At 61.9% G+C, this 23841-nt stretch carries 22 protein-coding genes and 1 pseudogene; 16 read left to right on the top strand and 7 right to left on the bottom strand.

The features are described 5' to 3' along the window. Nucleotides 1-7 precede the first annotated feature (7 nt). Genes CLM72_RS11575 through araH form a run of 5 tightly spaced genes read left to right on the top strand, consistent with a single transcriptional unit; the run spans nt 8 to nt 5970 of the window. Nucleotides 8-1588, top strand: coding sequence for an aldehyde dehydrogenase (NADP(+)) (locus CLM72_RS11575; protein WP_105226522.1), 1581 nt, complete (start codon nt 8-10; stop codon nt 1586-1588). A gap of 16 nt (nt 1589-1604) precedes the next feature. After that, nucleotides 1605-2468 carry an SMP-30/gluconolactonase/LRE family protein gene (locus CLM72_RS11580; RefSeq protein ID WP_105226523.1) on the top strand — a complete coding sequence of 288 codons (864 nt, stop codon included), beginning with the start codon at nt 1605-1607 and terminating at the stop codon, nt 2466-2468. Between the two features lie 38 nt (nt 2469-2506). Beyond that, on the top strand, nt 2507-3493 hold the full coding sequence (locus CLM72_RS11585; RefSeq protein ID WP_105226524.1) for a substrate-binding domain-containing protein: 987 nt from the start codon (nt 2507-2509) through the stop codon (nt 3491-3493). Then, the gene (gene araG / locus CLM72_RS11590) at nt 3490-4992 is read left to right on the top strand and encodes an L-arabinose ABC transporter ATP-binding protein AraG (RefSeq protein WP_105226525.1); all 1503 of its coding nucleotides are present in this window, start codon (nt 3490-3492) and stop codon (nt 4990-4992) included. The genes CLM72_RS11585 and araG overlap by 4 nt, the downstream gene beginning before the upstream one ends. A 9-nt stretch (nt 4993-5001) precedes the next feature. After that, complete coding sequence (gene araH, locus CLM72_RS11595) at nt 5002-5970, top strand: L-arabinose ABC transporter permease AraH (protein WP_105226526.1); 969 nt, start codon at nt 5002-5004, stop codon at nt 5968-5970. Nucleotides 5971-6085: 115 nt separating this feature from the next. On the opposite strand, the gene CLM72_RS11600 is transcribed toward araH, so the two are convergent. Further along, nucleotides 6086-7234, bottom strand: a complete 1149-nt coding sequence (locus CLM72_RS11600) for an aldose epimerase family protein (protein WP_105226527.1) — start codon at nt 7232-7234, stop codon at nt 6086-6088. 138 nt (nt 7235-7372) lie between these two features. On the opposite strand from CLM72_RS11600, the gene CLM72_RS11605 reads away from it, so the two are divergent. Both CLM72_RS11605 and yghU read left to right on the top strand, forming a co-directional pair. Further along, a complete protein-coding gene (locus CLM72_RS11605) occupies nt 7373-8140 on the top strand; it encodes an SDR family NAD(P)-dependent oxidoreductase (protein ID WP_105226528.1) in 768 nt (255 codons plus the stop codon). 225 nt (nt 8141-8365) lie between these two features. Next, the gene (yghU, locus tag CLM72_RS11610) at nt 8366-9193 is read left to right on the top strand and encodes a glutathione-dependent disulfide-bond oxidoreductase (RefSeq protein WP_105226529.1); all 828 of its coding nucleotides are present in this window, start codon (nt 8366-8368) and stop codon (nt 9191-9193) included. Between the two features lie 40 nt (nt 9194-9233). On the opposite strand, the gene CLM72_RS11615 is transcribed toward yghU, so the two are convergent. Beyond that, on the bottom strand, nt 9234-10286 hold the full coding sequence (locus CLM72_RS11615; RefSeq protein WP_105226530.1) for a LacI family DNA-binding transcriptional regulator: 1053 nt from the start codon (nt 10284-10286) through the stop codon (nt 9234-9236). 161 nt (nt 10287-10447) lie between these two features. On the opposite strand from CLM72_RS11615, the gene CLM72_RS11620 reads away from it, so the two are divergent. The 5 genes from CLM72_RS11620 to CLM72_RS11640 all read left to right on the top strand — a co-directional run bounded on the left by CLM72_RS11620 (nt 10448) and on the right by CLM72_RS11640 (nt 14989). Further along, entirely contained in the window at nt 10448-11530 is a 1083-nt protein-coding gene (locus CLM72_RS11620; protein WP_105226531.1) for a fatty acid desaturase family protein, read from the top strand. Nucleotides 11531-11634: 104 nt separating this feature from the next. Beyond that, on the top strand, nt 11635-11961 hold the full coding sequence (locus CLM72_RS11625; protein ID WP_105226532.1) for a MocE family 2Fe-2S type ferredoxin: 327 nt from the start codon (nt 11635-11637) through the stop codon (nt 11959-11961). Then, nucleotides 11958-13157, top strand: coding sequence for an NAD(P)/FAD-dependent oxidoreductase (locus CLM72_RS11630; protein ID WP_105226533.1), 1200 nt, complete (start codon nt 11958-11960; stop codon nt 13155-13157). Before CLM72_RS11625 ends, CLM72_RS11630 begins: the two co-directional genes overlap by 4 nt. Before the next feature lie 2 nt (nt 13158-13159). Further along, a complete protein-coding gene (locus CLM72_RS11635) occupies nt 13160-13978 on the top strand; it encodes a sugar phosphate isomerase/epimerase (protein ID WP_105226534.1) in 819 nt (272 codons plus the stop codon). A 48-nt stretch (nt 13979-14026) separates the two neighbouring features. Next, nucleotides 14027-14989, top strand: a complete 963-nt coding sequence (locus CLM72_RS11640; protein WP_105226535.1) for a Dyp-type peroxidase — start codon at nt 14027-14029, stop codon at nt 14987-14989. Here CLM72_RS11640 and CLM72_RS11645 read toward each other — a convergent pair. Beyond that, nucleotides 14986-15858, bottom strand: a complete 873-nt coding sequence (locus CLM72_RS11645; protein WP_089042668.1) for an undecaprenyl-diphosphate phosphatase — start codon at nt 15856-15858, stop codon at nt 14986-14988. The two genes, CLM72_RS11640 and CLM72_RS11645, sit on opposite strands and share 4 nt — an antisense overlap. Before the next feature lie 48 nt (nt 15859-15906). Between CLM72_RS11645 and CLM72_RS11650 the strand changes: the two genes are divergently transcribed. Beyond that, nucleotides 15907-16545 (top strand): GNAT family N-acetyltransferase, encoded by a 639-nt coding sequence (locus CLM72_RS11650; protein ID WP_105226536.1) that lies wholly within the window; start codon nt 15907-15909, stop codon nt 16543-16545. Between the two features lie 575 nt (nt 16546-17120). Here CLM72_RS11650 and CLM72_RS11655 read toward each other — a convergent pair. Then, a complete protein-coding gene (locus tag CLM72_RS11655; protein WP_034127293.1) occupies nt 17121-18059 on the bottom strand; it encodes a GlxA family transcriptional regulator in 939 nt (312 codons plus the stop codon). Between the two features lie 173 nt (nt 18060-18232). Here CLM72_RS11655 and CLM72_RS11660 point away from each other — a divergent pair, with 173 nt between their 5' ends. The 3 genes and pseudogenes from CLM72_RS11660 to CLM72_RS11670 all read left to right on the top strand — a co-directional run bounded on the left by CLM72_RS11660 (nt 18233) and on the right by CLM72_RS11670 (nt 20744). Further along, entirely contained in the window at nt 18233-18862 is a 630-nt protein-coding gene (locus tag CLM72_RS11660) for a TetR/AcrR family transcriptional regulator (protein WP_105226537.1), read from the top strand. Continuing rightward, a complete protein-coding gene (locus tag CLM72_RS11665) occupies nt 18859-19536 on the top strand; it encodes a type 1 glutamine amidotransferase domain-containing protein (RefSeq protein ID WP_105226538.1) in 678 nt (225 codons plus the stop codon). Before CLM72_RS11660 ends, CLM72_RS11665 begins: the two co-directional genes overlap by 4 nt. A gap of 78 nt (nt 19537-19614) precedes the next feature. Continuing rightward, nucleotides 19615-20744 (top strand): annotated as a pseudogene (locus CLM72_RS11670) (alkene reductase). A gap of 177 nt (nt 20745-20921) precedes the next feature. Here the strand turns inward: CLM72_RS11670 and CLM72_RS11680 are convergent. The 3 genes from CLM72_RS11680 to mobA all read right to left on the bottom strand — a co-directional run bounded on the left by CLM72_RS11680 (nt 20922) and on the right by mobA (nt 23670). Continuing rightward, nucleotides 20922-21920 (bottom strand): NAD(P)H-quinone oxidoreductase, encoded by a 999-nt coding sequence (locus tag CLM72_RS11680; protein ID WP_105226539.1) that lies wholly within the window; start codon nt 21918-21920, stop codon nt 20922-20924. A 128-nt stretch (nt 21921-22048) separates the two neighbouring features. Beyond that, on the bottom strand, nt 22049-22945 hold the full coding sequence (locus CLM72_RS11685; RefSeq protein ID WP_105226540.1) for a LysR family transcriptional regulator: 897 nt from the start codon (nt 22943-22945) through the stop codon (nt 22049-22051). Between the two features lie 125 nt (nt 22946-23070). After that, nucleotides 23071-23670, bottom strand: coding sequence for a molybdenum cofactor guanylyltransferase MobA (gene mobA, locus CLM72_RS11690; RefSeq protein WP_105226541.1), 600 nt, complete (start codon nt 23668-23670; stop codon nt 23071-23073). Between the last annotated feature and the right edge of the window lie 171 nt (nt 23671-23841).

Raw genomic sequence — 23841 nt, forward strand, 5'->3', positions numbered from 1 at the left:
GATCAACATGACCCAGTTCCTCGGCCACAACTACATCGGCGGCCAGCGCAGCGCCAACGGCAGCACCAAGCTGCACAGTATCGATGCCACCACCGGCGAAGCCTTGCCCCAGGATTTCTACCAGGCCACTGCCCAGGAAGTGGACGCCGCCGCCCAGGCCGCGGCCCAGGCTTACCCGGCCTATCGCGCCTTGAGCGCCGCACGGCGTGCGCAGTTCCTGGATGCGGTGGCCGATGAGCTGGACGCCTTGGGCGATGACTTCGTCGAACTGGTCTGCCGCGAAACCGCCTTGCCGGCCGCACGCATCAAAGGCGAACGCGGGCGCACCAGCGGCCAGATGCGTTTGTTCGCCACCGTGCTGCGCCGTGGTGACTTCTACGGCGCGCGTATCGACAAGGCCTTGCCAGAGCGCCAGCCGCTGCCGCGCCCGGACCTGCGCCAATACCGTATCGGCCTCGGCCCGGTGGCGGTGTTCGGCGCCAGCAACTTCCCCCTGGCATTTTCCACGGCTGGCGGCGACACCGCTGCCGCGCTGGCCGCCGGCTGCCCGGTGGTGTTCAAGGCCCACAGTGGGCACATGGCGACCGCCGAGCGCGTGGCCGATGCAATCATTCGTGCCGCCGAGGCCACCGAGATGCCGGCCGGCGTGTTCAATATGATCTTTGGCGGCGGCGTCGGTGAGGCGCTGGTCAAGCATCCGGCGATCCAGGCGGTAGGCTTTACCGGCTCGCTCAAAGGCGGCCGCGCCCTCTGCGACATGGCCGCGGCGCGCCCGCAACCGATCCCGGTGTTTGCCGAGATGTCGAGTATCAACCCGGTGATCGTGCTGCCCCAGGCGCTGCAAGCCCGCGCTGAAAGCATTGCCCGTGACCTGACCGCGTCGGTGGTACAAGGCTGCGGCCAGTTCTGCACCAACCCAGGCCTGGTGATCGGTATCGCCTCGCCTGCGTTCACCGCGTTCACTCAGCAGGTCGCGCAATTGATCGGCGAGCAACCGCCACAAACCATGCTGAATGCCGGCACCTTGGGCAGCTACGGCAAGGGCCTGGAAAAACTCCGGTCTCACCCGGGCATCCAGCATCTGGCGGGCAGCGCGCAATCGGGCAATCAGGCGCAACCGCAACTGTTCAAGGCGGATGTACGTCTGTTGATTGACGGCGATGAAGTGCTCCAGGAAGAAGTCTTCGGCCCCACCACGGTGTTCGTCGAAGTGGCCGATCAGGCCCAACTCAGCGCCGCCCTGCAGGGGCTGCACGGGCAATTGACCGCCACGCTCATCGGCGAACCGACCGACCTGCACCAGTTCGCCGAACTCACGCCCCTGCTGGAACAGAAAGTCGGGCGCATCCTGCTCAACGGTTACCCCACTGGCGTGGAGGTGTGCGATTCCATGGTTCACGGCGGGCCGTACCCGGCGACTTCCGACGCCCGTGGCACCTCGGTCGGCACCTTGGCCATCGACCGTTTCCTGCGCCCGGTGTGCTTCCAGAACTACCCTGATAGCCTGCTGCCCGACGCGTTGAAAAACGCCAACCCCTTGCGCATTCAGCGGCTGGTAAATGGCACGCCATCGCGCGAATCGCTGTAACTGATCAGGAGGCTTCATGTCGTTGAGCGCAGTCACCCCGCACCGTGCCCGGTTGGGCGAAGGGCCGTTCTGGGATGTACCGACCCAGGCCCTGTATTGGGTGGATATCGCCGCCCGCCAGGCGCTGCGTCTGATGGGTGGGCAGTTGCAGGTGTGGCAGTTGCCCGAGCACGTCTCGGCGTTCATCCCCTGTGAACGCGGCGATGCGCTGGTGACCTTGAGCAGCGGCGTGTATCGCCTGGACCTGGCCACCGAAGCCTTGACCCTGCTGTGCGTAGCCGACCCGCAAACGGGCAACCGCGGCAATGAAGCACGCTGCGATGCCCAGGGCCGGCTGTGGTTGGGCACCATGCAGAACAACATTGGCGAGCAGGGCGAAGACCTGCCGATTACCCGGCGCTCCGGTGGCTTGTTTCGCATCGATGCCGATGCGCGGGTCACGCCGTTGCTGGCCGGCCTGGGCATTCCCAACACCTTGCTTTGGAACGAGGCGGGCAGCCAGGTGCATTTCGGCGACAGCATGGACGGTACGCTCTATCAGCATTCGATCCAGGCTGACGGCCAACTCGGCGCCGCCCAGGCCTGGTTCGGGCCGCACACACGCGGCGGGCCGGATGGCTCGGCCATGGACGCCGACGGCTACATCTGGAACGCGCGCTGGGACGGCAGTTGCCTGCTGCGGCTAACGCCTTCAGGTGAGGTGGATCGCATCATCGAACTACCGGTCAGCCGTCCCACCAGTTGCGTGTTCGGTGGGCCCGATCTCACCACGCTGTACATCACCAGCGCGGCGAGTCCCTTGGATCACCCCCTTGATGGTGCGGTATTGGCCATTGAGGTCGATGTTCCTGGCAAGCCTTGCCATCGTTTCGCCGGTTAACCCCAAGACTCAAAAAACAACAACAAGAGGTGTCGTTCATGAAAAAGGTTCTACGCGTTCTGGCTGCCGCTGTTGCGTTAAGCAGCCTCAGCAGCATCGTATCCGCTGAAGAAGTGAAGATCGGTTTTCTGGTCAAGCAGGCCGAAGAGCCGTGGTTCCAGACGGAATGGGCGTTTGCGGAAAAAGCCGCCCAGGACAAAGGCTTCAAACTCATCAAGATCGCGGTGCCGGACGGCGAGAAAACCCTCTCGGCCATCGACAGCCTGGCCGCCAACGGCGCCAAAGGCTTCGTGATCTGCCCGCCGGACGTGTCCCTGGGCCCGGCCATCGTTGCCAAGGCCAAGGTCAACGGTTTGAAAGTGATGGCCGTGGATGACCGCTTTGTCGATGCCAAGGGCAACTTCATGGAAGACGTGCCATACCTTGGAATGGCCGCGTTTGAAGTGGGCCAGAAGCAGGGCGCCGCCATGGCCGCCGAAGCGAAAAAACGCGGTTGGGACTGGAAGGACACCTATGCGGTGATCAACACCTTCAACGAGCTCGACACCGGTAAGAAGCGCACCGACGGCTCGATCAAGTCGCTGGAAGAGGCTGGCATTCCTAAAGATCACATCCTCACCGCCCCACTGAAAACCCTCGACGTACCCGGCAGCATGGACGCCACCAACTCGGCCCTGGTCAAGCTGCCGGGTAGCGCGAAGAACCTGATCATCGGCGGCATGAACGACAACACCGTGCTCGGCGGCGTGCGCGCCACCGAAAGTGCCGGTTTCGCCGCAGCCAATGTGATCGGTATCGGCATCAATGGCACCGACGCCATCGGCGAATTGAAGAAAGCCAACAGCGGCTTCTTCGGCTCGATGCTGCCCAGCCCGCACATTGAAGGCTACAAAACCGCTGAGATGATGTACGAGTGGGTCACCCAGGGCACCGAGCCGCCGAAATACACCGCCATGGACGAAGTGACGCTGATCACCCGTGAAAACTTCCAGGCAGAACTGACCAAGATCGGGCTGTGGAAATGACCGCTGCGGCCCTGCGGTTTGACGGCATCGGCAAGACCTTTCCCGGGGTCAAGGCGCTGGATGGCATTTGCTTCACCGCCCACCCGGGGCAGGTGCACGCGCTGATGGGCGAGAACGGCGCCGGCAAGTCGACCCTGCTGAAAATCCTCGGCGGCGCCTACATTCCGTCCAGCGGTACGGTGCAGATCGGCGCGCAGACCATGGCCTTCAAATGCGCCGCCGACAGCATCGCCTGCGGTGTGGCGGTGATTCACCAGGAGCTGCACCTGGTGCCGGAAATGAGCGTGGCCGAGAACCTGTTCCTCGGGCATTTGCCCACGCGCTTTGGCGTGGTCAACCGGAGCCTGCTGCGCAAGCAGGCCCTGGCTTGCCTCAAGGGCCTGGCCGATGAAATCGACCCCGACGAGAAACTCGGGCGCCTGTCCCTGGGCCAGCGCCAACTGGTGGAAATCGCCAAGGCGCTGTCCCGTGGCGCCCATGTGATCGCCTTTGATGAACCCACCAGCAGTTTATCGGCGCGGGAAATCGACCGCTTGATGGCGATCATCACGCGCCTGCGCGAGGAGGGCAAAGTGGTGCTCTACGTGTCGCACCGTATGGAAGAAGTGTTCCGTATCTGCGACGCAGTGACGGTGTTCAAGGACGGTCGCTACGTGCGCACGTTCGAGGACATGAACACGCTGACCCACGATCAGTTGGTGACCTGCATGGTCGGTCGCGATATCCAGGATATTTACGATTACCGACCGCGTGAGCAGGGCGAAGTGGCGCTCAAGGTGGACGGCTTGCTCGGCCCCGGCCTGCGTGAACCAATCAGTTTCCAGGTGCGCAAGGGCGAGATCCTGGGCTTGTTCGGGCTGGTGGGCGCGGGGCGTACCGAGCTGTTTCGCCTGCTCAGTGGGTTGGAGCGCGCCAGTGCCGGCAGCCTGGAACTGTGCGGGCAAGCGCTGCAACTGCGCTCACCCCGCGACGCCATCGCCGCCGGGGTATTGCTGTGTCCGGAAGACCGCAAAAAGGAAGGCATCATTCCGCTGTCCAGCGTGGCGGAAAATATCAACATCAGCGCCCGTAGTGCCCATGCCTCGTTCGGCTGGTTGCTGCGCGACGGCTGGGAGAGGGGCAACGCCGAGCGGCAGATCCAGGCCATGAAGGTCAAGACGCCGAGTGCCGAGCAGAAAATCCTGTACCTGTCCGGCGGCAACCAACAGAAAGCCATCCTTGGCCGCTGGTTGTCGATGCCGATGAAGGTCCTGCTGTTGGACGAACCCACCCGGGGTATCGACATCGGCGCCAAGTCGGAGATCTACCAGATCATCCATAACCTGGCGGCCAGTGGCATTGCGGTGATCGTGGTGTCCAGCGACCTGATGGAAGTGATGGGCATCTCCGACCGCATCCTGGTGCTGTGCGAAGGCGCCCTGCGCGGCGAACAACTGCGCGAGCACGCGACTGAATCCAACCTGCTGCAACTGGCCTTGCCACGCGGCCTGGCGAACTGAGAGACGACCATGACTATCCAAAACAACGCGCTGCCCTCGGCACGCAAACCCCTCGATATGCGCGCATTGCTCGATAACTGGGCGATGCTCTTGGCGGCGGTGGGCATCTTCATACTGTGCGCGCTGCTGATCGATAACTTCCTCTCGCCACTGAACATGCGCGGTCTGGGCCTGGCTATTTCCACTGTGGGCATCGCCGCGTGCACCATGCTGTTCTGCCTGGCCTCGGGGCACTTCGACTTGTCGGTAGGCTCGGTGATCGCCTGCGCCGGCGTGGTTGCGGCGATTGTGATGCGCGATACCGACAGCGTGATGCTGGGCATTGGCGCAGCGCTGCTGATGGGCCTGATGGTGGGGCTGATCAATGGCATCGTGATCGCCAAACTGCGGGTCAACGCCTTGATCACTACGCTGGCGACCATGCAGATCGTGCGCGGCCTGGCTTACATCTTTGCCGACGGCAAGGCGGTAGGCGTGTCCCAGGAGCAATTCTTCGTGTTCGGCAACGGCCAATTGTTGGGTGTGCCGGTGCCGATCCTGATCACCCTTGTTTGCTTCCTGTTCTTCGGCTGGCTGCTCAACTACACCACCTATGGGCGCAACACCATGGCCATCGGCGGTAACCCGGAGGCGGCTCTGCTGGCGGGCGTGAACGTTGACCGCACCAAGATCCTGATTTTTGCCGTGCACGGCCTGATTGGCGCGCTGGCAGGAGTGATCCTGGCTTCACGCATGACCTCCGGCCAGCCCATGATCGGCCAGGGCTTCGAGCTCACGGTGATCTCGGCCTGCGTGCTGGGTGGGGTGTCGCTGAGCGGCGGCATCGGCATGATCCGCCATGTGATTGCCGGGGTGTTGATTCTGGCGATCATCGAGAATGCGATGAACCTGAAGAACATCGATACCTTCTACCAGTATGTGATCCGTGGTTCGATCCTGCTGTTGGCCGTGGTCATCGACCGTATGAAACAACGCTGAGCCCAGGCGCTGTGAAAAACCAATGTGGGAGCTGGCTTGCCTGCGATAGCGTTGGTTCAGGCAATAATTGTGTAGCCTGTGCCACCGCTATCGCAGGCAAGCCAGCTCCCACAATTTAATCAGCGGTGAACTTGAAAAGAGTGTGTTGGGTGTAAGTCTGCCCAGGATTCAAGCGGGTCGAGGCAAAGCTCGGTTGGTTAGGCGCATCCGGAAAATGCTGGGTCTCCAAAGTAAACCCACTCCAATGCTGATAGGTCTTGCCGCCTTTGCCCTTCACCGAACCGTCGAGGAAGTTGCTGGTATAAAACTGTACGCCGGGCTCTGTGGTGTAGAGCTGCAAACGCCGTCCTGATTCAGGATCATGCACCTCGGCGGCCAACTGCTTGACGTCCCCTTTGGTATCCAGCGCCCAGTTGAAGTCGAAGCCACCTTGCTTGGGCTCGGCGAATTTGAGCTGCGGATGGTCGTCCTTGATGTGCTGGCCGATGGCGGTCGGTTTCAGGAAATCCATTGGCGTGCCCTTGACCGGCGCCAGTTCGCCGGTGGGAATCAAGGTGGCATTCACCGGTGTGTAGTGGCTGGCGTGCAAGGTGGCGACCTGCTTGAGAATGTCGCCGTTGCCCGCGCCGGCCAGGTTGAAGTAGCTGTGGTTGGTGAGGTTGAGCACCGTGGGCTTGTCGGTGGTGGCGGTGTAGTCGATGTGCAGTTCGTTGTTGTCGTTGAGGCGGTAGGTGACCTCGGTCTTCAAGTTGCCCGGAAAGCCCATTTCCCCGTCCTTGGACAGGTAGGTGAGGGTGACCCCCACCGAGTCTTTGTCCTTGACCGATTTGGCTTGCCACACCTGCTTGTCGAAGCCCTGGGCGCCGCCATGCAATGAATTGGGGCCGTCGTTGAGCGGCACCTGGTAGCGTTTGCCGTCGAGTTCGAAGGCGCCGCCGGCCAGGCGATTGCCGAAGCGGCCGATGGTGGCGCCGAAAAACGCGGTACCGCCTTGATAACCTTGCACGTCGTCGAAGCCCAGTACCACGTCGTCGAGCTTGCCGTGCTTGTCCGGCACCTTGAGCGACTGCAGCACACCGCCGTAAGTGATCACCGTGGCTTGCATGCCGTGGCTGTTGCGCAACACGTACTGTTCGACGGCGGTGCCATCGTTGGTTTTACCGAAGGGTTTGTGTTCGCTGCTAAGGCCGGCTGCGTGCGCGCCGCCGCTGGCGATCAGCATGGACAGCGCGAGGCCGGACAGCAGGTATCGAGGGTGCTTCATGGTCGAACTTCCTTTTGTTGTTTTGCTGGAATAGTTCTACTAATTTGAGATATTTTGTCGATATGACAGCAGATTTATAGCCTTTAACGCCGTTCTTGCAAAATAAAATAAGACTAATTAAGCGGAGCACTGATTGTTATGACTACCCAGCAAGCGATTTATCCCGACCTCAAGGACAAAACCGTGCTGGTTTCCGGCGGGGCTTCGGGGATTGGCGAGTTCATGGTGCGGGCCTTCGCCGCGCAGGGTGCCAAGGTGGCGTTTGTGGACCGTGCACAGAGCCAGGGTGAACGCCTGGCGGCGTTGCTGAACTCCAAAGGGCACAGTGTCGAGTTCGAGTGCTGCGATATCACCGACGAGATCGGCTACCGTGCGGCGATCGGGCGTTTCGAGCATTCCCTGGGGGCGATCACGGTATTGGTCAACAATGCAGCGAACGATGTGCGCCACAGCCTGGAAGAAATCGACTCGCACATGTTCGACCAGCTCATTGCGGTCAACCTCAAGCACGCCTTCTTTGCCGCCAAGGCGGTGGTGCCCATGATGAAAGAGGCCGGTGGCGGCTCGATCATCAACCTGGGCTCGGTGGGCTGGATGATGGCCTCGGCCGGCTACCCCGTGTACGCCGCCAGCAAGGCCGCCGCCCACGGCATGACCCGAGCCCTGGCGCGGGAACTGGGGCCCAACCGTATCCGCGTCAACACCTTGGTACCGGGTTGGGTGATGACCGAAAAACAACTGGCCATGTGGGTCGACGACGCCGCCAGGGAACTCATCGCCCGCAGCCAGTGCCTGCCCGGCAGCGTGATGCCGGAACACATCGCCAACATGGCGCTGTTTTTGGCCTCGGATGCCTCGGCGATGTGCTCGGCGCAGAACTTTATCGTCGACGGCGGTTGGGTGTAGCGACGCGAACAGGGCTCTTGGTAACCGGGCTTGCTGAGGAACGCCACGAAGCGCGGGGCATGGTGCCGTCTAGCGGGCGAAAGTGGTCGGCGAGGAGGTCGTCGAGTCGGTCGTCGAGTCGGTCGTTCATGCCGAATCTTCCATGCTGATAGGTGTGACGAGTCATCAACCTTTGGTTTAGTCTGGAGCGCTTAGTTGATCGCAAGCGCCTCTGGAGCATTGATTATGACCGAGTACGTACCTGCCAAAGTCTGGACCTGGGACGCCGAAAGCGGCGGCACCTTCGCCAGCATCAACCGGCCCATCGCCGGCGCCACTCACGAAAAGCCGCTGCCGGTGGGCAAGCATCCGCTGCAACTGTATTCGCTGGCCACGCCCAATGGGCAGAAAGTCACGATACTGCTTGAAGAACTGCTGGCGCTGGGGCACAGCGGCGCGGAATACGACGCCTGGCTGATCAAGATCGGCGACGGCGACCAGTTCGGCAGTGGCTTTGTGGCGGTGAACCCGAACTCGAAGATTCCTGCGCTGATGGACCACAGCGGCGCCACACCTATTCGCGTGTTCGAATCAGGCGCGATTTTGCAGTACCTGGCCGAGAAGTTCGGTGCGTTCCTGCCTACGCAGCCCGCAGCCCGGGCTGAATGCCTGTCGTGGCTGTTCTGGCAGATGGGTAGCGCGCCTTATCTGGGCGGTGGCTTCGGGCATTTTTATGCCTATGCGCCGAGCAAGATGGAATACCCGATCAACCGCTTCGCCATGGAGACCAAGCGCCAACTGGATGTGCTGGATAAGCGCCTGGCGGTCAGCCAATACATCGCCGGGGATGAATACACCATTGCCGATATCGCCATATGGCCTTGGTACGGTGGGTTGGTCAAAGGCCGTTTGTATGGTGCGGCAGAGTTTTTGTCGGTACATGAATACAAGCATGTGATGCGCTGGGCGGATGCGATTGATGCGCGGCCGGCGGTGCAGCGTGGGCGGCGGGTGAACCGGGTGTCGGGGGATGATCAGTTGCCCGAGCGGCATAGCGCCAGCGATTTGGATTAAGTCCTGGCACGGTAAAAAAATGTGGGAGCGGGCTTCGTCATTAATCAGGTGACATGTTTTCCGGGGTCACGATCTGCGGCGGTATATGCACCCTATGGCGCGTCGGGTCGAATGCTTCGGCGCTTTGCAGCGCCACCAGTAATTGCACCAGTGCTATCGCTGTCTGCCGTGGTTGCGAGTCCATCACCACATCAATCAAGCCGTTGCTCAATGCCTGACGCGACAATGGCGTGGACTCTTGCAGGATGCAGCACAGCGCCGGGCGCTTGGGCAGTTGCGCCAGGGCGTTGATCACGCCATCGCCACCACCGCCGACCACACATAACCCACGCAAATCGGTATGGCGGCTGAGCAGGTCGAGGGTGGCTTCTTCGGTGATATCGCAGTTGTCCAGGTTGATCAGCGGCTCCAACGGCTTGAGCCCCGGCGCGTGTTCGGCCAGGTAGCTGTGCAAGCCTTCGACCCGTGCCTGATGGCCGAGGAAACGATGGCCGCCCAACAGGATGCCCACGCTGCCTTTGCGTGCGCCGCAGGTGCGCGCCAGCAGCCAGCCCATGGTGCGCCCGACCACGTGGTTGTCCTGGCCTACATAGGGTTCGGCAGCGTGTTCATGGATGTCCGAGAGCAGGGCAACCACCGGCACGCCCGCTGTGCGGATCTGCGCCAGGCAGGCGTTGATCAACGGATGGGCGAAGCTGACTACCGCGAGGGCGTCGCACTGCACGGCCAGTTGTTCGATTTGCGCGACGATGGCGCCGGGGGTGCGGTCGTTGATGTAGTCGAACTGGCAGCTCAGGTTGGCGGTGGCGTGATGCTGCGCTGCCTCGCTGATGGCGTGGGCCAACTGCGCATAGAAGGCTTGGGCGGTGCCCAGCAACAGCACGCCGAAACGGTAGGTGGGCCGACGTTCGCGAATGCGCTGGCCGATCAGACGTGCGGCGAAATAGCCCACCGCTTCGGCGGCCTGGAACACCTGTTCGGCCGTGCCGGGGTTGACCGGCGCGCGGGCGTTCAGCACGCGGTCGACGGTGGCAACGCTGAGCCCCGCATGGGCGGCAACGGTGGCGATGGTTGGGCGTTTGTTGTTGTGCATGGCAGGCCCCTTGAGCGTCTTGATAGAAAACTATCAAGCCCCGCTGGGCCTGGATGATAGCTTGATAGGGAATGGATTCAAGGCCTTGAGGGTGATTTAGCCGCGCTCTATCGTTGGTTTCGCAAAGCCCCTGAAACCCACGCTTGCGGAGAACAATAACAATGCCTGGACACACTGCTCACCGCGCTCGGCGCGACTACAGCCTCACCGGCCCCGAAGCGGCCCGCGCCGCCGACAAGGGCCTGGTCTCGGCCCGTTGGTACCAGTCGCCCATCCCGCGCAATCGCATGAAAGCCCTGATGCAACGCCGTGACGGCCCGGCCTTGCGCGACACCGCCCTGTGGTTCTCGGCGTTGTTGGCCACCGGTGTCGGCGGCTACTGGTTCTGGGGCACTTGGGCCTGCGTGCTATTCTTTATCGCCTACGGTGTGCTCTACGGTACGGCCTCCAACCCGCGCTGGCACGAAACCGGCCACGGCACCGCCTTCAAGACCCGCTGGATGAACGATGCGCTGTATCAGGTGGCAAGCTTCATGTGCCTCTTCGAACCCCACGTGTGGCGCTGGAGCCATGCCCGTCATCACACCGACACCATCGTCGTCGGCCGTGACCCGGAGATCGTCGAGCCGCGCCCGCCAAGCTTATGGATGATGGCCCTCAGTCTGTTCAACCTGCCCCTGGCCTGGAAGACCTTCAGCGGCGTGGCCCGCCATGCGCTCGGACGAATGAGCGCCCAGGAGCAGGACTTCATCCCCGAATCCGAGTGGCCCAAGGTGTACCGAGATGCGCGTATCTGGGTCGGCCTCTACGCCCTGATCATCGGCACCGCGCTGTACCTGCACAGCTGGTTGCCGCTGATGCTGGTGGGCCTGCCCAGCCTCTATGGCGCCTGGCTCGGTTACCTGTTTGGAATCAGCCAACACGTGGGCCTGGCCGAAGATGTGCTCGACCACCGCAGTAACTGCCGCACCATCTACATGAACCGCGTGCTGCGCTTTATCTACATGAACATGAACTACCACCTCGAACATCACATGTACCCGATGGTGCCTTACCACGCGCTCAGTCAACTGCACGAAGATATCCGCAGCGACTGCCCGCCGCCGTATGCCAACTTGTGGCAGGCCTACCAGGAAATCATTCCGACGATCTGGCGCCAGCGCAGCGACCCCGGCTATTTCGTCCAACGCCCCACCCGTGGCGAGGGAGCTTGCTCCCGCTGGGCTGCGCAGCAGCCCCAATAACCCTTCAGACCTACACCGTACAGACGAATCTAGGGCCGCTTCGCAGCCCAGCGCGAGCAAGCTCGCTCGCCACAGAGTAAGAGCCAGTCATTGGAGATAAATGTATGAACGATCAATGGATCGACGTCTGCGCCGTGGGCGAAATAGAAGCAGAAGACGTGCTGCGCTTCGACCACGGCGCGCAGACCTATGCGGTGTTCCGTTCAGCCGATAACGAATTCTTCGCCACCGCCGGCCTGTGCACCCACGAGAAAATCCACCTGGCCGACGGCCTGGTGATGGACCATGTGATCGAGTGCCCCAAGCACAACGGGCGCTTTGATTACCGCTCCGGCAAGGCCTTGGGCGCGCCGGTGTGCGTCAACCTCAAGACCTACCCCGTGCGGGTGGATGCGGGGCGGGTGCTGCTCGCCGTCACGGCCAAAGGATGAACGCCCCCCTGATCATCGTCGGCGCCGGCCATGCCGGTGGCCGTGCGGCACTGACCCTGCGTGAAGAAGGCTACAGCGGGCGCCTGATCCTGATCGGCGATGAAGCGCATCTGCCCTACGAACGGCCACCGTTGTCCAAGGGCTTGCTGCAAGGTTCGAGCGACCTGGCGCAATGCAGCCTGTGCGACAGCCAGCAGTTGGCGGTGCTCGGGGTCGAGCATATCGCCGCCAACCCGGTCAGCCGCCTGGAGCCCCAGCACCACCGGCTGCAACTGGCCGACGGCCAATGGTTGAGCTATGCCGGCCTGCTGCTGGCCACCGGAGGCCGGGCGCGACGCTTGCCCCAGGAGCAGGCCAACGTGTTTTACCTGCGCACCCATGATGACGCGTTGGTCTTGCGCAATGAATTAAAGCCAGGCGCCAGGCTGGTGGTGGTCGGCGGTGGTTTTATCGGCTTGGAGGTGGCGGCGACAGCGCGGGGGCTGGGCTGCGAGGTGACGCTACTGGAAGCCGGGCCACGGCTGGCAGGGCGGGTTTTGCCGCCGGTGATCAGTGACGCGTTGCTGGCCTTGCACCGTGAGCAGGGTGTGGATGTGCGTTTGAACGTCGCGCTGGAGTGCATCCACGTCGACGCCGTGCAACTGGTCGACGGGCAACGGCTGCCCTGCGACCTGGTGGTGGTCGGCATTGGCATGCAGCCTAACATCGAGTTGGCCGCGGCGGCAGGCTTGGAAGTCGGGCAGGGCATTCGTGTCGACGCGCAGTTGCGCACCAGTGCGGCGGATATCTACGCGGCGGGGGATGTGTGCGAGTTTCGCCTGGCGGGCCTTTATCAGCGCCAGGAAACCTGGCGCAACGCCGAAGCCCAGGGCCGTCTCGCGGCGTTGAACCTGCTGGGGCGGGAGTTGGCGTTCGAGACGATCCCGGGTTTCTGGTCCGATCAATACGCGTGGGGCTTGCACACCGTCGGGGTGATGACTGCGCTGATGGTTCGCCGGGAATTGCCCGACGGTGGCCTGCTGCTGTTCTACCTTGACGACCGTCACCGTTTGCAGGGTGCCTGCGGTTGGGCCTTGGGTAACCGCGCAGCCAAGGACGTCAAGCTGTGCGAGCGCTTGATCACCGCCCACATCCCGCTCAACCCGGCCAGCCTGGCCGACCCCGAGGTATCCCTGAAGCTGTTATTGCGAGGCTGACCATGCGCCAGTTGTTAGTATTCCAATCGATGTGGGCCATGCAAACCGAGCCCGGCAGCCTCGAAGCGCAACTGGACCGCATCGCCGCCGCCGGTTATGACGGCATCACCGACCATTACTGGGCACCTGCATCGGTGCAGCGTCTGCACGCGGCGGCCACGGCCAGGGGCTTGCAGATTGAAGGGCAACTGTTCCCGCAATCGGTGGATGATCTGGCCAGGGCATTGGAGGTGATCAGCCGTTACGGCTGTCACCACCTCACCTTGCAAGCCGACGTGCGCCCGCGTACCCAGGCCGAGGCGGCCAGGCTGATCGACGGCTGGCAACGCCTGGCCGAACAGGTGGACTTCCCGATCCTGCTGGAAACCCACCGTTACCGGCTCACCAACGACCTATTGTTCACCCTCGACCTGCTGGCACAGATGCCCGATCTGAAACTGCTCGCAGACCTGTCCCACTACGTGGTTGGCCGCGAGTTGCCCGAGCCCGGCAGTGTGGAAGACGACGAACAGATACGCACCATCCTGCGTCACAGCTGGGGCTTTCATGGCCGCATCGCCAGCAGCGAACAGGTGCAGGTTGGTCTGGATTTTCCCCAGCACCAACCGTGGGTCGAGCGATTTACCGGCTGGTGGCGCTATGGGATCGAACACTGGCTGGGCCGCGCTGACACCCCGCAGAGCTTGTCCTTCACTTGCGAGTTGGGCCCGCCACCCTATGCGATTAGCGACGCACAGGGGCGCGAACTCACCGATCGCTGGGCCGAGGCGCTCAAGCTCAAAGCCCTGATTCGCCAGGTGTGGGCCAGTTGCCATCGATGATCTGCTAATCTGCGCAGGTTCAAACCGCCCTCAGCCTGTGGAACGCCCATGAAAACCTGCCCCGTCCGTCCTCCGCTCGAACCGCAATCGGTGTGCCACCCGATCACCAGCAGCGCGATCTTCATGGTCGCCACCCTGGCGCCCGATGCGGTTGAAAACGTGCGGGCCTGGTGCGCCGACATCGCAGGCCTGGTGCGCTCGGTAGGCAAGCGCGTGCCCTCGGGCAACCTGACTTGCGTTTGCGGGTTTGGCTCGGATGCCTGGGACCGCCTGTTCGGCGCGCCGCGCCCGGCGGCCTTGCATCCGTTTCGCGAGTTCGGTGTGCAAGGGCGCAAGGCGGTGTCGACCCCAGGTGACATCCTGCTGCACATCCGTGCCGAGCAGATGGACCTGTGTTTCGAGCTGGCGACCCAACTGATGGCGGCCCTGGGTGATAGCGTGAAGGTGGTCGACGAGGTCCAGGGCTTTCGCTACTTCGATATGCGCAGCATTATCGGTTTCGTCGACGGCACCGAGAACCCGGTGGGGCGCAAGGCCGAGGCCTTCACCCTGGTGGGCGATGAAGACCCTGAGTTCGAAGGCGGCAGCTATGTGCTGGTGCAGAAATACCTGCACAACATGACCGCGTGGAATGGCTTGACGGTGGAGGCTCAAGAGAAGGTGATCGGGCGCACCAAATTATCGGACATCGAACTGGACGAAGACGCCAAGCCGAGCAACTCCCACAGCGCCCTGACAGTGATCACTGACCAGGACGGTGAAGAAGTGAAGATCCTGCGCGACAACATGCCCTTCGGCCGCCCAGGCGCGGGCGAATTCGGCACTTATTTCATCGGCTACGCACGCTCGCCTCAGCCTCTGGAACAGATGCTGGAAAACATGTTTGTCGGTCGTCCGGTGGGCAACTACGACCGCTTGCTCGACTTCAGCACGGCCGTGACCGGCGGCCTGTTCTTCGTGCCCTCGGCCGACTTGCTCGAAGCGCTGGCCGACCGCGAACCGGCGGCTTAACTCAACAATCCGGTGCTGACCGCCACAATCAGGAAGATCCCCAGCAGCGCACGGTAGATCACGAACGGCCAGGTGGAGAAACGCTCCAGAAATTTCATCAGGCCCCAGATGGCAAAAAACGCCGAGACGCTGGCCACCACCAGGCCAAAGATTAAGTGCGGCCAGGCGTGGGCGGGCAGGTCGGCGCGCAGCAGCACCCACAACTCTTTCAAGCCGGCCAGGGCGATGGCCGGCAAGCCCAACAGGAAGGAAAACCGCGCCGCTTCTTCGCGTTTGAAGTTCAGGAACAGCGCCGCGGTCAACGTGGAGCCCGAACGCGATACGCCGGGAATCAACGCGCCGATCTGCGCGACCCCCACGATCAGCGCATCGCGCAAGCGCATCTGGCTTACGTCGCGGGTATGGCGGGCGCGCACTTCAGCCAGGGCCAGCAATACCGCCATTACCACGCAGGAAATGCCGATCACCATCAGCCCGCGCAAGGGTGAGTTGCACGCATTCAAGGTCGACGACAACGCCAGGCCGGCAATGCCAATCGGTACGGTTGCCAGCACAATCGCCACGGCGAGCTTGAACCAGCGGTCGTTGTAGTCACCCCGGCGCACCGCACTGATGCTGCCGGTGGTGACCTGACGCACATCGCGCCAGAAATAGCTGACTACCGCCGCCAGCGCCGCCAATTGCATGGCCGCGGAAAACGCCGAGCCGGGGTCTTGCCAGCCGAGCAGGGCAGGCACCACTCGCATGTGGGCGGTGGACGACACCGGCAGCAATTCAGTAATGCCCTGGATCACCCCAAGGATGAAGATTTGCAGGTAATCCAGGGAGGCAAAGCCCACATCCAGGCCGGCGGTACAGACGTTGGTCAAAATACGTGTCCTTGAGCAATAGGGGAAAACCGGCGAAGTTTATTCTAAATGTTTCAGAATTTCGGCCAGGGCAACCGCTATTTGCAATCGGTTCAGCTAATAGAAAGGATTCGCCAAGCCATTGGCGTGGGCAGCACTTTTGTGAACAATGGCGCCCTGCGTTTTTCCACCGAGAGCCCCATGCCCGAAACCACCGTCGAATTGATCCAGACCGGCCCCGAAGAAGCTGAACTGATCCGTAATCTTTACCAGTACTACGCCTATGAGTCTTCGGATTGGGAACAAGAAGATGTCGAGACCGATGGGCGTTACTACATCCATGACGAACACCTGGCCCGCTATTGGAGCGACCCGCAATGGAGCGCCAACCTGTTGCTGGTAGACGGCTATATCGCCGGTTTCCTGTTGATCGAAAGCAGCGAACTGCCGGGCATCGACGCGTTGGAACTGGCTGACCTGTTCATCCTCAAGCGCTACCGCCGCAAAGGCATCGGCCGCGCCATCGCCAGCCAGGTGCTGTGCAGCGGCGCGGCCAATTGGTTGGTGCGTTTCTATGATCAGGACGAGGTGTCCCAGGCGTTCTGGCGCACCGTACTGGATAACTTGCCGCGTCCGGTGCAGAGCATTGAACTGGACGATGAGCCGCAGTTGGTGAGCTACCTGATTACCCGGGCTTCGTTGCATTGAGGGGTTGGGGCTTTCTCTCGATGAGCATAGATATCTGAACAAGGCTGTGGCGATCAACCCCGTAACCACGATGCGAAGCGAGCCGCTCTTGATCTTGATCTTGCTCTTGATCTGCTTTTGATCTTGATCTTAAGCGCCCCGTCAAACCACGCTGGCCGGAATTCGACAGGGATTTGGGGGGTAAACCGGCAGGGATGCCGGTTTAGCCGCCCCGCGCCATGGATGGCGCGTGGCGGCGGCCCCCCAAATCACTGGCGGATTACGGGCACACCGAGCCTAAGCGAGGTGCCGAGTGGTGGGGCAAGAGCGTTTTGCTTACTTTTGCGCTTTTCAAAAGTGAGCCGCCGTCAGGGCGGAACCCTAAGTGGCCGTTACCGCAGCAATAGATATGTACACAATCCAACTGTGTCGACTGCCAGGCCGCCTTCGCGAGCAAGCCCGCTCCCACAGTGTGATCGCGGGGTGTCAGGTAGGTAAGTGTCGGCTGGTAGGCCGCCATCGCAGGCAAGCCAGCTCCCACATTTGGATCATGGCACTTCAGGTAGATAGGAGTCGGCTGTCAGGCCGTCACGGGCCTAGCCCGGGTTGAACAGCACCTGCTGCATCGCCTGGGGCGGCTGCCCGAAGGCCCTGAGGAACGCCTGGCGCATGCGCTCGCGATCACCAAACCCGGTTTCGCGTGCCACCACTTCCACCGGGTGGCGGCTGGTTTCCATCATTGCCCGCGCAGCCTCCACGCGCAGGGCCTCAATGGCCTTGGCCGGGGTCTGCCCGGTTTCTTCGCGAAACACCCGGCTGAACTGGCGTGGGCTGAGCCGGGCAACGTCGGCCAGGGCGTCCACCGACAAATCATGGGTGAGGTTTTCGCGGGCATAGGCCAGGGCCAGCTGCACGCGGTCGGACTTGGGGTCCAGTTCCAGCAAGGCCGACAGTTGCGACTGCTCGCTGCCACGGCGCTGGGCAATCACCAGTTTGCGTGCGATGCGACGGGCCAGGTCGCTGCCCAGGTCGTCCTCCACCATCGCCAGCGCCAGGTCGACCCCGGCGCTCATGCCCGCACCGGTCCACACCTGGCCGTCGACAATGAACAACTTGTCCTCTTCCAGGCGGATATCCGGGTAACGCTTGCGAAACGCGGGGGCGTGGATCCAGTGGGTGGTGGTGCGCTTGCCAGCCAGCAGGCCAGCCTCGGCCAGCACAAAGATGCCCATGCATAACGACGCCACCCGGCGCGACTGCGCGGACGCGGCCTTGACCAGTTCCAGCAGGTTGGCTTCCGGCAGGCGAAACTCCAGGTAGCCGCTGACAATCAAGGTGTCATAGCCCTCTGGGCGCAGCGCGCTGGTGTTCACCGAAAAGCCCTGGGAGGTCATCACGGCGCCGCCGCTTTCCGACACTAGGTGAAACTCATAGGCCGGCTCGCCGCGCAGCAGGTTGGCGCACTCGAACACCGAGCCCAGGCTGAGGCTCAACGACTGGAAATTCGGGTAAACCATCAGCGCAACGCTGTGCATTGCATCTCTCCAAGGGGCGGGGGAGAAGCGATTGTCGGCGTGTGCCCGGCAAACGGCAACCGACTTTCGTGCGTGTCCGGAATCCTTGCGGATATGACATTGTGAGCCAATGCCGCGCTGCCTAACATGAGCCCAACGCACTAGACGACTGGTCTAATCGCAGAGGGGCAAGCATGAGCAACGCAAGCAGCAGTGCGCGGCAAGCGATTCTTGAACGGGCGCAATCCATTGTCGGGGCCAAGGGGTTTTCGGCGGTGGGCTTGAACGAGATCCTTCAAGCGGCGCAAGTGCCCAAGGGCTCGTTTTATCACTACTTCAACTCCAAAGATGCCTTTGGCGTGGTGTTACTCGATACCTATTTCGACCACTACGTCGAGGGCATGCAGCAGCTGTTCGATCAGCCGGGATTGACCCACCACGCCAGGCTGATGCGCTATTGGCAGGGCTGGATCGACAACCACACCGGCTGCACCGACGCCGGCAAATGCCTGGCCGTGAAGCTTGGGGCGGAGGTCTCCGATCTGTCAGAACCCATGCGGCTGGCGCTGCAACGCGGTACTTCGCGCACCATCGACTTGCTTGCCGTGGCCCTGCAACGCGGCGTCGAAGACGGCTCGCTCAGGTTCGAGCAGGCCCCCGAAAGCCTGGCCAGGCGTTTGTATGCGCTATGGTTGGGAACCAGCGTCATGGGCAAGATCACCCGTACCACCGCGCCGTTCGCCGAGGCGCTGCTGCTGACCCAACAGTTGTTGGGCAGCCCTGAAAACCCTGTTATTCACATCGATCGAGGCACTGGAAAATGAAAGTATTAATGGTACTGACCTCTCACGACCAGCTTGGCGATACCGGGCGCAAGACCGGCTTCTGGCTCGAAGAATTCGCCGCACCTTATTACGCGTTCAAGGACGCTGGCGCCGAAGTGGTGTTGGCTTCTCCGGCCGGCGGCCAGCCGCCGTTGGACCCCAAGAGCGATGAACCGGATGCGCAAACCGAGCAGACCGAGCGCTTCGGCAAAGACCCGGCTGCGCAGCAAGCCCTGGCGACCACCGTGAAGCTGGACTCGGTCAATGCCGCCGACTTCGACACCGTGTTCTACCCAGGCGGCCACGGTCCGCTGTGGGACCTGGCGGAGTCGCCGGTGTCCATCGCGCTGATCGAAGCCTTCGAGCGGGCCGGCAAGCCCATTGGCTTTGTGTGCCATGCACCGGGTGCCTTGCGTCACGTCAAGGCAGTTAACGGTGAGCCGTTGATCAAGGGCCGCCGCGTCACCGGGTTCTCCAACTCGGAAGAGGCCGCTGTGCAGTTGACCGAGGTCGTGCCGTTCCTGATTGAAGATGAGTTTCGTAAATTGGGCGGCCTGTATGAGAAGGGCGCCGACTGGCAATCCTTCGTCATTGTCGACGGTTTGCTGGTAACTGGGCAAAACCCAGGCAGCTCCAGCGAAGTGGCCAAGGCCCTGCTGACACTCTGCGCTTAAATTAATCAACCGCTCTACGCGGTGGCGACTCCCAGGAGTCGCCACGGTTTTCGTTCGTCCTGAATTTGGAATATCGCCGTGCCTGAATGCATCTTGAACACCCCGATCAAGCTGGGGCATCACCGCTTGAACAACCGTGTCGTACTGCCGCCGCTGACCCGCCAGCGCAGCGCCCAGCCGGGTAATATCGCCACCGACCTGATGGCCGAGTACTACCGTCAGCGGGCCAGTGCCGGGTTCATGGTTAGCGAGGGTACGCAGATCGAACCCCGGGGCCAGGGCTACGCGTGGACGCCGGGCCTTCATACACCGGCGCAAATCGAAGGTTGGCGCAAAGTCACCGCAGCGGTGCATGCCGAGGGCGGTGTGATCTTCGCCCAGCTATGGCACGTGGGGCGGGTGTCCCATCACCGCTGCAACCTGACGGTGGAGCCCCGGTGGGCCCGTCTGCGCTGCCGGCGTTGCAAGCCAAAGCCTTCATTGAAACCGGGCCGGGTAGGGGTGAACTGGTGCAGCCACCCGTCCCCCGTGCCTTGACCACACTGGAAATCGAAGAGCTGGTAGGGCACTACGCCCAGGCTGCGCGCAATGCCCTGGACGCCGGGTTCGACGGCGTGGAAATTCACGCGGCCAACGGCTACCTGGTCAACCAGTTCATCTCGGCCCATTCCAACCTCCGTGAGGATGAGTACGGCGGCTCGCTGGACAATCGCCTGCGCTTGCTGCGCGAGATTGTCGAAGCGGTGTGCAAGGTGGTGGGGCCGGAACGCCTGGGCGTGCGCTTTTCGCCGCTGTTCAGTGGCACCGATCAGGACCGGGTCTACATCGGCCTGGTGGAAGAAGACCCGCACCTTACCTATATCGAAGCGATCAAAGTGCTGGAAGCGTCGGGCCTCGCCTATGTGTCCATTGCCGAGGCCGACTGGGACAACGCCCCCGACCTGCCCGACACATTTCGCCAGGCCGTGCGCGCCACCTTCAGCGGCAGGATCATCTACGCCGGGCGCTACACCGCCGAGCGCGGCGCACGGCTGGTAGAGGCCGGGTTGGCGGACCTGATCGCCTTTGGACGGCCCTTCATTGCCAACCCGGACTTGGCCCAGCGGCTGTTCAATGGCTGGCCGTTGAATGCGTTGAAGACCGAAGGCTTGTATGGCGGGACACAGGCGGGGTATGTGGACTATCCGGTGTATGCCGTACACCAGTGACACGCGATGCTCAAACCAATGAAAATCAAATGTGGGAGCGGGCTTGCTCGCGAAGACGTCGGCCCAGCAAACATGTATGTTGACTGGCCCACTGCCTTCGCGGGCAAGCCCGCTCCCACAGGGATCTGCGCTTGACGGACTGGCATCCAGGCGACCCCTCTCTACATCAAAAATGCCTCACTCCACCCGCAACACAATCTTGCCGATATGGTCCCCACCTTCCATCCGCGCATGGGCCTGGGCGGCGTCGGTGTAGGCGTAGACCTGGTCGATAATCGGCAGGCAGCGCCCGGCACTGAGTACCGGCCACACATGTTCGCGCAGTTGCTCGGCAATCTCGGCCTTTTCTTCCCGCGTGCGGGCCCGCAGCAGCGAGCCGGTGATCACCGCGCGTTTGCCGAGGATGGTCAGCAGGTCGACGTCGTTGGCCTTGCCACCACCGAGGAAGCCGAGGATCACCAGGTGGCCGTCCATGCCCAGGGCCTTGAGGTTATTGTTCAGGTACGAGGCGCCCATGATGTCGAGGATCACGTTGACGCCTTTGCCATCTGTCTGTTTGGCGACGACCTCGGCAAATGCCTGTTCGCGGTAGTTGATCGGCTCGGCACCGAGCTTGGCAATCGCCGCGCATTTGTCGGCACTGCCCGCCGTGGCGAATGCCTGGATGCCGAATTCCTGGCAAAGCATCAACGCGGTGGTGCCGATGCCGCTGGTGCCGCCGTGGATCAAGGCGCGCTGGCCTTTGCGGGCACCGCCGAGACCGAACAGGTTGGCCCAGACCGTAAAGAACGTTTCCGGCACGGCAGCGGCCTGAATCCAGTCCATGCCCGCTGGGATCGGTAGCGCCTGGGTAGCCGGCACCGCGCAATACTGCGCATAGCCGCCGCCATTGGTCAGGGCGCAAACCTTGTCGCCCACGCTGTATTCGTTCACGCCAGTGCCCAGCGCCACCACTTCACCGGCCACTTCCAACCCCGGAATCGGGCTCATGCCGGGCTTCATCGGGTATTTGCCCGCGCGCTGCAAGGCGTCTGGGCGGTTGACCCCGGCGGCGTGCACGCGAATCAGAATCTCGCCTGGCCCGGCCACCGGCACGTCGGCGCTGCGCGGCTGCAAGACCTCGGGCCCGCCAGGGGTGGTGATTTCGATCAGGGTCATTTCTTGGGGAAGCGTCATGGAAAAATTCCTGTAGCGATGAGCGTATGAGTTGGGACCGTGTGGCGGGGCAAGCAGTTCAGCACGATGAGGCCTGGTTCGCGTAGCAATGCAGTCATTGCTCTCTCCATCAACATCCCTCCCGTACGCTAGACCGTACTCTTAGCCGCAAACAATTTCTGGGCTTGCGCAAAACACTTTTCGGCGATGGCCGAGCGGGGTTCGGTTTTGCGCATCACCATGCCCAGCGGCGCGAGTACGCTGGCGTCCGGGAGGTTGATAAAGGCCAGGTTTTCGATCGGGCTTTCCAGGCCGCTGTCCAGGGGCATAATCGCGCAGCAAAAACCGTTGTGGATCGCCTGGAACAGCTGATACGTCGAATCGCTCTCGAGTATGGGTTGAGGGTCGAGGCCGCGGCTGCGAAAGCTCAGGTCAATGGACTTTCGATAGTGCATGCCATTGCTGATCATGCCTAGGGGCAGTTCGGCGGCGTCTTCCCAGCTCATTTCGGTACCTTCGAAATGGAAGTGGCGCGTGTCGTACAGCAGGCCGACGCGGGTTTCGCCCAGTTCGAAAAACTCTAGGTAATTGGCGTTTACGTGGTCCAGGTAACACACCCCCAGGTCCAGTTGGTTAGTGCCCAGCGCTTCGATGATCTTGTCCGAACTCATCGAGGTGAGGTTGAACTTGAGTTCCGGGAAGGTATGGGATAGGCCCTGAATGTAGCTGATCGGATTGAAGCCGCTGAGCGGCACCAGACCCAGACGCAAATTACCGACCAGTTGGCCGCGACAGGCTGCAGCTTCGGCGAACAACCCGTCATGGGCGGCGAGCAAGGTCCTGGCCCAGGCGAGCACGCGTTCACCGGCCTGTGTAAAGCCTTCGAAACGCTGGCCCCGGGTAACCAATTCCAGGCCCAGCTCATCCTCCAGATTACGCAAACGCATCGATAAGGTCGGCTGGGTGATGTGGCAACGCGCAGCCGCCTGGCCGAAGTGCCGGGTCTGCTCCAGCGCGATGAGGAATTTAAGCTGCTTGATATCCACTAAGGCACCTGTTGCGGAATAAATGAGGGGTAATTATTAACGCTGGTGGCCAGAACCCACGGATTATTTTAGCGATTCTGTTTCTGCCCTTTTAATCAATGTGCCGTCGACTTTTTCGGTGCACGCTAATGATTTCCAACCAGCCATTCAGGGGTATTGAAATTGCTCAGGCGCAGGTCGTCGCTTACGCAGGTCAATGCCACCAGCTCATGCTTGAGCAGCGCGCGCAGCAGGCTGCGCTCGCCTTCATCCCAGGCCTGGTTCAACTGCGGCAACAACGCCGTTGGGATCAGGCTGAACATGGGCTGCCATTGCCCGGCCTGCTGGATCATTAGCGCGGCGCCGGTCGTGGGGCGCGCCTCGAGCATTGCTTTGATCAGTGCGGCATCAATATTCGGAGCATCACAAGCAAGCACCAGCAGCCAGGGATGGTGCGCAACGGAAACTCCGGCCAAAACACCGGCCAAGGGGCCCGGGAAATCCTTTTGTGAGTCTTCGACCAATTGATCGGCATACGCGCGATAACGCGCTGCATTGCGGTTGCAGGAAATGATCAAGTCGTCGGTGAACGGACGTACGATGGCCTGTACATGGGCAATCAGCGGCTTATCTTTCCACACCAGTAATCCTTTGTCCCGCCCGCCCATACGTGCCCCGCGTCCGCCCGCCAGCAGGAGTATCGAACAGGGGCTGGATGCAGCTTCAGGAGAGCAGCGTGCTGGCATGGCAGGAATACCGCGAATTGAGATAGGCAGACGATCTCATTCTTGCACCTGTACGTCCAATCATGACTATTGAAGGGTTGATCGACTCACTCAATCACCGGTGAATGGCGTCCGGAAATATCAGTGATAGAAGCGCTCGATAATTCGGTCAACTGTAACGATTAGACAGTG

It is taken from the genome of Pseudomonas sp. MYb193 (assembly GCF_002966775.1).
Taxonomy (GTDB): domain Bacteria; phylum Pseudomonadota; class Gammaproteobacteria; order Pseudomonadales; family Pseudomonadaceae; genus Aquipseudomonas; species Aquipseudomonas paracarnis.